At 66.3% G+C, this 11053-nt stretch carries 13 protein-coding genes and 1 pseudogene; 7 read left to right on the top strand and 7 right to left on the bottom strand.

What is annotated here, in order from left to right; genetic code table 11:
• The 4 genes and pseudogenes from Q0S71_RS16550 to Q0S71_RS16535 form a co-directional block, all read left to right on the top strand.
• Positions 1 to 271: pseudogene (locus tag Q0S71_RS16550) on the top strand (hypothetical protein); the annotation flags it as partial.
• Complete coding sequence (locus Q0S71_RS16545; RefSeq protein WP_295998022.1) at positions 268 to 945, top strand: C39 family peptidase; 678 nt, start codon at positions 268 to 270, stop codon at positions 943 to 945. The pseudogene Q0S71_RS16550 and the gene Q0S71_RS16545, both read left to right, overlap by 4 nt.
• A gap of 14 nt (positions 946 to 959) precedes the next feature.
• Positions 960 to 1463 carry a hypothetical protein gene (locus Q0S71_RS16540; RefSeq protein ID WP_295998019.1) on the top strand — a complete coding sequence of 168 codons (504 nt, stop codon included), beginning with the start codon at positions 960 to 962 and terminating at the stop codon, positions 1461 to 1463.
• Positions 1464 to 1535: 72 nt separating this feature from the next.
• Positions 1536 to 2819 (top strand): acetate kinase, encoded by a 1284-nt coding sequence (locus Q0S71_RS16535; protein ID WP_295998016.1) that lies wholly within the window; start codon positions 1536 to 1538, stop codon positions 2817 to 2819.
• A gap of 102 nt (positions 2820 to 2921) precedes the next feature.
• Here the strand turns inward: Q0S71_RS16535 and Q0S71_RS16530 are convergent, their stop codons facing one another.
• The 4 genes from Q0S71_RS16530 to Q0S71_RS16515 form a co-directional block, all read right to left on the bottom strand.
• A complete protein-coding gene (locus tag Q0S71_RS16530; RefSeq protein WP_295998012.1) occupies positions 2922 to 3983 on the bottom strand; it encodes an alkene reductase in 1062 nt (353 codons plus the stop codon).
• 30 nt (positions 3984 to 4013) lie between these two features.
• Positions 4014 to 4310 carry a helix-turn-helix transcriptional regulator gene (locus Q0S71_RS16525; RefSeq protein WP_295998010.1) on the bottom strand — a complete coding sequence of 99 codons (297 nt, stop codon included), beginning with the start codon at positions 4308 to 4310 and terminating at the stop codon, positions 4014 to 4016.
• A gap of 141 nt (positions 4311 to 4451) precedes the next feature.
• Positions 4452 to 5714, bottom strand: coding sequence for an amidohydrolase (locus Q0S71_RS16520; RefSeq protein ID WP_295998024.1), 1263 nt, complete (start codon positions 5712 to 5714; stop codon positions 4452 to 4454).
• Positions 5715 to 5853: 139 nt separating this feature from the next.
• Positions 5854 to 6213, bottom strand: coding sequence for a DUF1304 domain-containing protein (locus Q0S71_RS16515; RefSeq protein ID WP_295998008.1), 360 nt, complete (start codon positions 6211 to 6213; stop codon positions 5854 to 5856).
• Between the two features lie 249 nt (positions 6214 to 6462).
• Here Q0S71_RS16515 and sugE point away from each other — a divergent pair, with 249 nt between their 5' ends.
• Complete coding sequence (sugE, locus tag Q0S71_RS16510; RefSeq protein WP_295998006.1) at positions 6463 to 6780, top strand: quaternary ammonium compound efflux SMR transporter SugE; 318 nt, start codon at positions 6463 to 6465, stop codon at positions 6778 to 6780.
• An 83-nt stretch (positions 6781 to 6863) separates the two neighbouring features.
• Here the strand turns inward: sugE and Q0S71_RS16505 are convergent, their stop codons facing one another.
• Positions 6864 to 7469 (bottom strand): flavodoxin family protein, encoded by a 606-nt coding sequence (locus tag Q0S71_RS16505; RefSeq protein ID WP_295998005.1) that lies wholly within the window; start codon positions 7467 to 7469, stop codon positions 6864 to 6866.
• Between the two features lie 244 nt (positions 7470 to 7713).
• Complete coding sequence (locus Q0S71_RS16500; protein WP_295998003.1) at positions 7714 to 8709, bottom strand: succinylglutamate desuccinylase/aspartoacylase family protein; 996 nt, start codon at positions 8707 to 8709, stop codon at positions 7714 to 7716.
• Between the two features lie 168 nt (positions 8710 to 8877).
• Here Q0S71_RS16500 and Q0S71_RS16495 point away from each other — a divergent pair, with 168 nt between their 5' ends.
• Positions 8878 to 10014 carry an acyltransferase gene (locus Q0S71_RS16495; protein ID WP_295998002.1) on the top strand — a complete coding sequence of 379 codons (1137 nt, stop codon included), beginning with the start codon at positions 8878 to 8880 and terminating at the stop codon, positions 10012 to 10014.
• 57 nt (positions 10015 to 10071) lie between these two features.
• On the opposite strand, the gene Q0S71_RS16490 is transcribed toward Q0S71_RS16495, so the two are convergent.
• Entirely contained in the window at positions 10072 to 10539 is a 468-nt protein-coding gene (locus Q0S71_RS16490; protein WP_295998000.1) for a hypothetical protein, read from the bottom strand.
• Between Q0S71_RS16490 and Q0S71_RS16485 the strand changes: the two genes are divergently transcribed.
• Positions 10538 to 10804: a hypothetical protein gene (locus Q0S71_RS16485; RefSeq protein WP_295997999.1), complete on the top strand. Its 267-nt coding sequence runs from the start codon at positions 10538 to 10540 to the stop codon at positions 10802 to 10804. The genes Q0S71_RS16490 and Q0S71_RS16485 overlap by 2 nt on opposite strands.
• Positions 10805 to 11053 lie beyond the last annotated feature (249 nt).

The following is an 11053-nucleotide window of genomic DNA, read 5'->3' as shown; positions in this document are numbered from 1 at the left end:
CGCGCCGGCCAGCCCGATGGCGCTGTTCGGCACCCCGGCCATCGCGAGCGACCGCCTCGATGACTTGCGCGGCGGCACGGACACGGTCAGCAGCAACATCCAACTGAACGGCGTGGTCGGCGCCAATTCGGCCGTCAACGTGACGACCGGCGCCAATATCATCAGCGATGGCGCGTTCGCCAACGCGGCGGGCCTGCCTATGGTCATCCAAAACTCCGGTGCGAACGTGCTGATCCAGAACGCCACGGTCATTAACCTGCAACTCAAATGAAACGCGCCGCCACGTCCCTGATGGCCGCGCTGGCGGTCGCGGTGCCGGCCCGCGCCATCGACCTGGCCGGCATCGCCGGCGGCAATTTCCAGTTGCCGCTGACGAGCATGAAGGCGGCGCGCTTCCAGTCCACCGTGCACCAGCAATACGATTTCAGCTGCGGCTCGGCGGCCGTGGCCACGCTGCTGCGTTACCACTACGACTATCCGGTCGAGGAAAAACAAGTGTTCGAGGACATGTTCCTGCGCGGCGACCAGCCCCGCATCCGCCGGGAAGGCTTTTCCCTGCTCGACATCAAGCTCTACCTGGAGCGCCACGGTTTCCAGGCCGACGGTTTCGAGCTGCCTTTGAGCAAGCTGGTCGCCGCCGGCTATCCCGCCATCGTGCTGGTGTCCGACAACGGCTACCACCATTTCGTCGTCATCAAGGGCGTGGACGGCGGCCGCATCCTGCTGGGCGACCCGGCCGGCGGCCTGCGGGCCATGAGCCAATCCGGTTTCGAGGCGATCTGGCTGAACCGTTTGCTGTTCGTGATCCACGGCTGGTCCGGCGCCGTGCATTTCAACGGCGAGGCCGATTGGCGCCAGACGCCGCGTTCGCCCCTGGGCCAGGCGATCGGCCGCGACAGCTTGGCCAACATCACGCTGTTCCGGCCCGGCGGCGGCGACTTTTAACGAGGAGGATCAGCATGCAACGATGGTTATGTAGCGCCGCCTGCCTGTGCGGCGCGGCGACGGCCCAGAACTTGCCGGCGCCTTCTGCGCCGGAGGGCGAAGTGGCGGCGGCCGTCAGCGACCAGCGCCTCGACGCGGTGCGCGGCGGTTTCGACGCCGGCAACGGCTTGCTGCTGTCGCTGGGCATAGAACGATCGGTGTCGATCAACGGCACGACGGCCGCCACCAGCGGCTTCCAGGTGGACGACGTCACCAAATTAAGTCCGGCGCAGGCGCACGCGCTCGGTGTCGCGGCCTCGGCGCTGACGCTGGTGCAGAGCGGCCCGGCCAATACCTTCCAGCCCGGCGCGTCGGCAATGGCGCCGGGCGGGATCTTCATCCAGAACGGCGTGAACGGTCAATTGATCCAGAGCCAGACGACGATCAACGCCGCCGTCAACAGCGCCGCGCTGCTGAAGGCGCTGAACTTCGGCACCAGCATGCGCGACGCCTTGAATTACGCGGCCGGGCCCAGGTAGGCCGGCGCGTCCATGATGGCGCCGCCGGCTGAGCGGCGCCTTTTTTTGCCTCGCTCTTTTGAAGGAGTCACGATGCACTCTCATCCGCACTGGCGCGCTGGCGCGCTCGGCTTGTCCCTGTTCTGGGCCGCGACCCTGGCCCATCCCCAGCAGTCGCCCGAGCCGCCATCCGATACCGAGGACAGCTTGCGGACCCAGTTGGAGGTGCTGCGCCTGCAATTGCGGCAGCAACAGCAATTGCTCGAGGCGCTCAAGCGCCGGGTCGACGCCACGCAGCCGGCCGACCCCGCCGTCCTCGCGCCGCAATGGCTGGCCAACCAGCGCGGCACCGGCGCCCAGCAGGGCGGCGGCGGCGCGGCGGACGGTCCGGTGGGCCAGGCGCCGGACAGCGCCAGCCGGCCGCCGGCCGTGGCGCCCCTGTTCGAACAGCCCGGCGTGCTCACGCCGCGCGGCAAGGCCGTGCTGGAGCCGTCCTTCCAGTTCGGCTACTCGTCGAGCGACCGGGTCGCGCTGGTCGGCTACACCATCATCCCGGCCTTGCTGATCGGCCTGGTCGACGTGCGTGAAGTCAAGCGCAACACGTCGACCGCCACGCTGACCGGCCGCTACGGCATCAGCAACCGCACCGAAATCGAAGTGAAACTGCCCTACGTCTACCGCTCGGACGCCGATGTCAGCCGCGAAATCTTCACCGGCACGGCCACCGACCAGGTGTTCGACACCAGCGGCAAGGGCATGGGCGACATCGAAGTGTCGCTGCGCCACCAGCTCAACGCGGGCGGCGTCGATCTGCCCTACTATGTGGGCGGCCTGCGCTTCAAGGCGCGCAACGGCAAGGACCCGTTCGACGTCGTCACCGATTGCATGGTGCGCTGCGTCGGACCGGACGCCACCGGCACCGGCTTGCCGCTGCAACTGCCGACCGGCTCGGGCTTTTACGGTTTGCAACCCAGTCTGACATGGCTGTATCCGTCGGACCCGGCGGTGCTGTTCGGCAGCGTCAGCTATCTGCACAACTTCACCCGCCACAACGTGTCGCGGCTGGTGATGGACGGCGCGCGCGAACCGCTGGGCACGATCACGCCGGGCGATGTCATCGGTTTTAATTTCGGCATGGGCTTGTCGCTCAACGACAAGGCCGCGCTCAGCCTCGGCTACGACCACAGTTCGATCGCCCGCATGCAGCAAAACCACGTCACGGTGCCCGGTTCGGTGCGCACCCAGCTCGGCACCTTGCTGATGGGATTTTCCTACCGCTACAGCGCGCAGCGCACCATCAACGTGTCCATCGGCGCCGGCCTGACCCGCGACACGCCCGACGTCACGCTGTCGGTGCGCCTGCCGCTGACGTTTTAAGCGGACGGCGCACGGCAAACAGCACGCCTGGGCGTGCTGTTTGCGTCGTGCTGTCTTACTATCCTGCCGTCGCGCGGTCGCGGCACGGCGATGCCTGTCGGCTTAGGCCGCGTTCAGCGCCGGATAGTCGGTGTAGCCGGTGGCGTCCGGATGGTAGAACGTTTCCGGCACCCAGGCGTTGAGCGGCGCGTCCAGTTCCAAACGGCGCACCAGATCCGGGTTGGAGATGTAGGCCTTGCCGAAGGCGATGGCGTCGGCCGTGCCGGCGGTCAGCACCTGTTGCGCGGTGGCCTTGTCCATTTTTTCGTTGGCGATGTAGACGCCGCCGAATTCCCGCTTCAACAGCGGGCCCAGGCTGTCCGCGCCCAGCGCTTCGCGCGAGCAGATGAAGCCGATCTTGCGCTTGCCCAGTTCGCGGGCGACGTAGCCGAAGGTCGCGGCCGGCGTCGAGTCGCCCATGTCGTGCGCGTCGCGGCGCGGCGCCAGGTGCATGGCCACGCGGCCGGCGCCCCAGACGGCGATGCAGGCATCCGTCACTTCCAGCATCAGACGGGCGCGGTTTTCGATGGAGCCGCCGTAGTTGTCGCTGCGCGCGTTGCTGCCGTCTTGCAGGAACTGGTCGAGCAGGTAGCCGTTGGCGCCGTGGATTTCCACGCCGTCGAAGCCGGCCTTCTTGGCGTTTTCCGCGCCCAGGCGGTAGGCCGCGACGACGCCGGCGATTTCCCCGGTGTCGAGCGCGCGCGGCAGCGGGTAAGGGCGCTCGGGGCGCAGCAGGCTGACGTGGCCCTTGGCGGCGATGGCGCTGGGGGCGACCGGCGCGTCGCCGTTCAGCAGCGACGGGTCGGACACGCGGCCCACGTGCCACATCTGGGCGAAGATGCGCCCGCCCGCCGCGTGCACGGCGCCCGTGACCAGCTTCCAGCCTTCGACTTGCTCGTCGGACCACAGGCCCGGCGTGTTTTCGTAGCCGACGCCCTGGGCGGTGACGGAGGTCGCCTCGCTGATGATGAGGCCGGCCGTGGCGCGTTGCTCATAATACTTGGCCATCAGGGCGTTCGGCACGCGGCCGCCGCCGATGGCGCGCGAACGCGTCAGCGGGGCCATGACGATGCGGTTTTTCAGGGTCAGGTCGCCGATGGTGACGGGGTCGAACAGTGTGGTCATGGGATGGTCCTCTTAAAGTGACGGATGGGCTTACAGGTCCGAATTCATGTGGCCGACAAAGGCCGCGATGGTGGCTTCATTGCGTTTGAAATAATTCCACTGGCCGACCTTGCGCGCGGAGATCAGGCCGGCTTTCTGCAAGCTCGCCAGGTGGGCCGACACGGTCGACTGCGACAGCGCGCAGCGGCGGTCCAGCATGCCGGCGCAGACGCCGAGGCTGAGCAGGTGCTCCTGCTCGGCGAAATAGCGCTCCGGCTCCTTGAGCCAGGCCAGTATCTGGCGCCGCACCGGGTTGGCCAGCGCCTTGTGGATTGCGTCGATGTCCATGTTTTTCGTACTTTGACGATGTTGCATCGCCGTTTGACGATGCCAATATCGTTATTCTACGATATAAATGGAAAACGCGTTGACACTGCGTCGCCGCGGCGCCCGCGCGCGCGATGAGAGGGGGGCGGACCGTCGGACCGGTCAGCGCGCCATCACGTTCATCACGGCCACGCTCATCGCTTCGATGGCGGTCTTGATGGTCGGCTCCGGCACCGGCGCGTAGTACGGCGAGTGGTTGAAGGCCAGCGGCTTGCCGCCCGGCCTGGCCGCTTCCTCCACCGCCTTGGCCTCGTAGACGCCGGTGAAGAAGTACATCGACGGCACGCCCTCGTTGACGAATTCCGAGTAATCCTCGCTGGCCGTCATGGCCGGCATCAGGTAGACATTCTTGTCGCCGAGCGCCTGCTTGAGCACGGGCGCGGTGCGTTGCACCAGCGCGTCGTCGTTGTCGACGGCGCGGCCGAGCAGGGTGATGGCGATGTCCGGCGCCGGCGCGGCCGCCATCGCGGCCGAGGCGTTGGCGACGCGGCTGACGCCTTCGATCAGCTTGGCCCGCACTTCCGGGCTGAACGAGCGTATCGTGCCGCGCACCCGCACCGTGTCCGGGATGATGTTGCCGACCGTGCCGCCGTTGATGGCGCCGATGGTGACGACGCCGAATTCGCGCGGATCTTTTTCGCGGCTGATGAGGGTCTGCACGTCGACCACGAAGCGGGCAGCGATGGCGATCGGGTCGAGCGCCTTGTCGGGCGCCGAGCCGTGGCCGCCGCGGCCCTTGAAGGTGATTTCAATCGCGTCGGCGTTCGAGGACACGATGCCGCTGTTGTAGCCGATGGTGCCGTAGGGCGCCGGCCAGCTGTGCAGGGCGAACGCATAGTCCGGCTTGGGGAAGCGGCGGAACAGGCCGTCGTCCAGCATGGCGCGCGCGCCGCCGCCGATTTCCTCGGCCGGCTGGGCGATGAAGAGCAGCGTGCCCTTCCACTGCGCCTTCAGCGCCACCAGCGTGCGGGCGGTGCCGACCCAGCTGGTCATGTGGATGTCGTGGCCGCAGCTGTGGGCCACCATGGTGTCCTTGCCGTCGAGCAGGGCGTGGGCCTTGCTGGCGTAGGCGACGCCGGATTTTTCCTCCATCGGCAGGCCGTCGAGCTCGGTGCGCACCAGCACCGTCGGGCCGGCGCCGTTTTTATACACGGCGACGACGCCGGTCTTGCCGACCTTTTCCGTCACCTCGAAGCCGATGGCGCGCATCTCGGCGGCCAGCTTGGCGGCCGTGCGCACTTCCTGGAACGCGATTTCCGGATGGGCGTGCAAATCCTGGTAGAAGGTCGACAGTTGCGGATACATGCCCTTGATCTGGTCGCTGACGGCGGCGGCATTGTCGGCGTGGGCGGATGACGTCATCATCAGCGCGGCGGCGGCGAGGGGAAGCAAGGCGAAAAATTTCATGAACGGCTTTCTGTTGGACGTGGAAAAGGCCAGCGATGGCGGTGGAAATATGCGGTCGACGCTCGACGCTCGACGCTCGACGCTCGACGTTCTACGCTCAGGCCGCGAGCGTCAGCGCCAGCGCGATCACGGCCGGCAACGTCTGGATGAGCAAGATGGTGCGCTTGACGGTGAAGCCGCCCCACAGTCCGGCCACGGCCACGCAGGCCAGCCCGAACACGGTGAACGCGCGGCCGACGGCCGGGTCGGCATGCAAAAAGCCGACCGCCAGCGCCGCCACCAGAAAGCCGTTGTAACAACCCTGATTCGACATGGCCGGCCGCACGATGGCGGCGTGCTCCTTGCTTAGTCCGAAGACGCGGCGCCCGCGCGAGTTGAACAGCACGGTTTCCAGCAGGACGATATACACGTGGATCAGCAAGACCACGCCGGTGACGATCTGGGCCAGCAACAGCATCGGAAACTCCTGTGGGGAACGATCAATGATTATCGCCCAGGCCGCGCCGCAGGTGTTGCGATTGTCGCCATGTTGTTGCCGCCGTGTTGTTGTTCCATCGTTGCCCTATCGTTGCCCATCGTTGCCGTCGCGCTGCCGGAAGGCTGGCGACGCCGATGGTATACTGCGGCCTCGTTTGCTCCAGCGGGGACGACCCCGCGTCACGACGGAGCCGGGCGGGGACGACCTTGCCATGTACCGGAGCGCATCATGACGTGGTTATTCCTTATCCTGGCCGGCCTGCTGGAAGTGGTGTGGGCGGTCGGCCTGAAATATACGGAGGGATTCACGCGCTGGCTGCCATCGCTGCTGACCCTGGCCGCCATGGCCGGCAGCGTCGGCCTGCTGGGACTGGCCTTGCGCCAGCTACCGCTGGGTACGGCCTACGCGGTCTGGACCGGCATCGGCACCATCGGCACCGCCATCTTCGGCATCGCCGTGCTCCACGAGCCTGCCAGCGGCGCGCGGCTGCTGTGCATCGCCCTGATCGCCGGCGGCATCGTCGGCCTCAAGCTGGCCACGGCCTGACGCCGCCGACCTCCACAACGCAAAAACAGCGCCGCCGCGATGACGCGGCCGGCGCTGCCCGGACTACCGTGCTGATTGACTTTTTATGCCTGCGCCAGCGCGCGGCGGCCGGCGGCCAGTTCGCGGGCCACGCCGGCCACGCGGGCGCCGAGGTGTTCAGCGGTCTTCAGGTCGGACTCGGTGGCGCCCTTGTCGGCCGGCTGGTCGGCGTCGGACTGCGCGCCGTGGCCGATGAAGTAGCTGTGACGGTTGAGCGCATCTTCTGTCGTGGTCGACGCGTTGTGGCCGGGGCCCAGGCCCAGGTTCACCCAGTGCATGCCATGCTGCGCGGCGAAGATGGACAACTGCTGCAAGGTGTTGAGCTTGTCGCCCGAGCGCGACGCCGAGTTCGTGAAGCCGGCCGCGATCTTGTTCTTCCAGACGCCGCCCTTGCCGAACACTTTGTGCGAAGTGGCGTCCATGAAGGTCTTGAACTGGGCCGAGGCGCTGCCCATATACGTCGGCGAGCCGAAGATGATGGCGTCCACGCTTTCGAGCGCGTCCCAGTGCTGGTCGATGGCATCGACGCTAATGAGCAGCGCCTCGGTGTCCGGTGCGGCAGCGGCGCCCTTGGCGACGGCTTCCGCCTGTTTGGCGGTGTGGCCGTAGCCGCTGTGGTAGACGACGGCGACGCGTATGGCTTGGGACATGGTGTGCTCCTGAAAAGGGATAAACAATATAAAAGGTATAAACGGTTAATACGATTGCTGCGCTTGAAAAGTGCATGCGGTGCGACGACAGCCTTGCTGCGATCACGGCTGCCTTGAACCGACTGCCGATGAACACAGTGTAGGGGTCGTCACGCCGACGGTCAACGCACGCGCCATGAATACATGCGTCAGCAAAGCTAAACGATGCGCCGACTCGGGCGGCAGGCCGGCCCGGATGCCGGCGCTAAAAATCGGCCTGCGCGCGGGCCAGATAAAACCATTCGCCATTGGCGCCGGCGTCGCTGTCGGGGAACAGGATCATGCCATCGAAGCCGGCCAGCACCGGCGTGCCGTCGATGCGGCGGCCGATTTCCTCGCCGGCGCGGACCCGGTCGAAGCTCGACCAGCGGCGGCTGAAACGGTCGCCGGCATCGTGCTTGTCGTGGACTTCGGTCATGCTCAACGCTTCCATCTGCGCCGCCGCCACCGGCTGCGGCGCCGGCGCATCGATCACGCCGAGGAAGGCGAGGGTGTTGACGATGGCGCGGTATGCCACCAGCGGCGCCTGCGGATCGTCGTGCTGGCCGCACTCCAGCGTCAGCGCGTAGCCGCCGGTCGAGCGCATATACTCGGTGGTGCCGACGCCGTAGCGCAGCACCGTCGCCAGTTCGCCGCTGCCGCGCAGGCGGCGCTGCACGCCGGCGCCGTAAGTGCGCAGCCAGCCGTCGACGAAGCGGCGCACGCCGAGCCGCCGCGCCAGCGCGCGCTCGGCCGCCTCGTGGCGGAACGGCTCCAGCGGACCGTCGTTGTCGCGCGGGCCGACCATCACGAACGGTTCGCCCGGCGCGCCGAAGGAATGCAGGTCGAGCAGCACGTCATGCCGCGCCAGCAGAGGACAGAGCCAGTTGGCGACGCGATCCTCGAAATCCTTCGGCGCCTCGTTCGGATACAGATTGCGGTTCAAATTGCGCTCGCCGGCGCGCGTGCCCTGGGCGTAGGCCAGCGGATTGGCGACGGCGACGAAGGTCACGGCGCCGCCGGCGAGGCGCAGCGCGCCGGCGTCCAGCTCCGCCATCACGCGCATGATGGCCTGCGTGCCGCAGGTCTCGTTGCCGTGGACGGCGCCCATGACGATGAGGCGCGGACCGGCGCCCTGGCCGCTGTAGTCGACGGACTTGAAGTGCAGCTGCGGTGCTGATTGTTGGGCTGATTGTTGTGCTGCGAGTTGTGCCGAATTCATGCGCGATCCCGGTTTCGATGACGTCGCGGCGCGCAGGAAAAAAACGCCGGCGCGGACTGCCGATATTCTAGCCGCGGATGGAAATTTTTATCGAATATTCCGGCTATGCGGCTTGAAAATCTGGCATCATCATCGTCCGCGGTTGCGGCCCGACCTACCCCCACTAATATGACCAATTTCCCCACCGTCCGCGTCCACGGACTGGACACCTTGCGCGCGCTGGCTATCGTGCTCGTATTCATGAACCACTATATGCTGTTCGTCAGCGGCGAGCCCACCTTCGGCCCGATCGGCGTGTTGGGCTGGACCGGCGTCGACCTGTTCTTCGCGCTGAGCGGCTACCTGATCGGCAACCAGATCATGGCCTCGATCCGCAGCGAGCAGGGCTTCTCGCTGAAGAATTTTTACGCGCGCCGCCTGCTGCGCACCGTGCCGAACTTCTACTTCATGCTGGCGCTGTACGCGCTGTTCCCCTACGTGCGCGGGGCCAGGGTGCTGCCGCCGCTGTGGCAGTTCCTCAGCTTCACGCAGAACATCCTGCTCACCCCCGGCACCGCGTTTTCACACGCGTGGTCGCTATGCGTCGAAGAACAGTTCTACATGCTGCTGCCGGCCGCCGCGCTGCTGATCGCGGCGTGCCGCAAGTCGCTGCTGTGGGCCTGGCTCGCCATCGCCGCCTGCATCATCGCCGGCATGCTGACGCGCTCCTACGTCTGGACCACCTACGTGGGCGAGGGCGATCCCGGTAATCATTACTACACGCTGATTTATTATTCCTCGCTGTGCCGCTACGATGAACTGATGGCCGGCGTGGCGCTGGCGCTGCTGAAGAACTTCCATCCCGCCGCGTGGACCCGCATCACCTCGCGCGGCGACGCCGCGCTGGCCGCCGGTGTCGCCACGCTGGGTACGATGTTCTACCTGTTCTACCAGGACCGCTACGGCTATGCGGTCACCGTGTTCGGCTATCCAATGCTCGGTGTCGCGGTCGCGCTGCTGCTGATCGCCGCGCTCAGTCCCGGCTCGCTGCTGCAACGCGTGCGCGTGCCGGGAGCGGCCAGTCTGGCGCTGTGGTCCTACGCGATTTATTTGTCGCACAAGGAGTTGTGCGTGCTGCTCAGCGCCCAGCTGAAGCAGTTCGGCATACAGCCGACGACGTGGGCGGCGGTCGCCATCATGAGCGCGGCCACGCTGCTGGCCGGCTGGCTGATGTTCCGCTTCATCGAGACGCCGTTCATGAAGCTGCGCGACCGCTACGTGCCGCACAATTATGCGGCGCCGGGCAAGCGCTGGGCCGTCGCCTGAGCCTGAGCCGCTAGCCGTGAACCGCGAACTTTGACCTCTGATCCCTGAACTTTAATCTCAGCGCGGCATGTCGATGACGTCGAAGGCCGACGGCATCGTGCCGAGGAAGGCCATCAGGCTGCGGGCACGTTCCGGCATTTCGTCATGGCGCGAGCCTTCGATGGCGGCGCGCAGGCCGGGCAGCACTTCGACCGTGTTCGGGCTGCGGTAGGCGGCGATCAGCAGCTCGGCCAGTTCGGTGGCGCGGCCCCGGTTATTGCGCATGCGTTGCTCCTGCACCGCCAGCAGCGCGCGCTGCATGCGTGGCGTCGGGTTGATGATGTAGCCGAACACCAGCGGCGTGTTGGCGATGGCCTCGCACAGCCGGCTTTCGATCTGGTCCGGCTTGACGTCGGAGGCGATGTCGAAATAGGCGCCGTTCCAGCGCGTGCGCTCGTAGGGATGGCCGGGCGGGAACGAGTCGGCCGTTTCAAAGCCGCAGATGCGGCTCAAATATTTGAGCCAGGCGAGGATGGTGGAAGTCATGGCGCATTTTAGCGCGACTTGGCGCTGGACCGCAGTCGCTGCTGTCGCAGCGGCCGCAAAAAAAAGCTTTTTCACGGATCTGAGCGAAACGGGCTCGGCATGGCCGCCCGGGGTGGTGGGTGGGGCCCTGCGCGCCCATGTGGAAAACCTTCTATTCCGCCTTCTATTTTCTTCTATTTCCTTCTGCTTTTTTCTGCTTTCTTTAAAACTTCGTCTGAATTTGCAGGTCTGTAAGCGTCCAGCCCGCCCATCTTCAAAACCTTAATCGGTTTGCCCAGACTCCGACTTTTGAATGGAGATGGTGATGGGGAACAGGGAGCGAGAGGAGCAATGGCGGGTGCGTGTGGCGCGGTGGCGCGAGAGCGGCTTGCCGATGCGGGCGTTTGCCCTACAAGATGGCTACCGTCTGCACCAATTGAGCTATTGGGTGCATCGGCTGTCGACGCCGGCGATGCCCAGCACCGCGCCAGCGCCGACGCTGTTGCCGGTGCAGGTCGCCCGTAGCGCGGGCGAG

This window comes from Rugamonas sp. (assembly GCF_025354735.1).
GTDB lineage: Bacteria > Pseudomonadota > Gammaproteobacteria > Burkholderiales > Burkholderiaceae_D > Rugamonas.
Note: the sequence above shows the minus strand (reverse complement) of the source record. Positions and strands in the feature narration are given on the sequence as shown.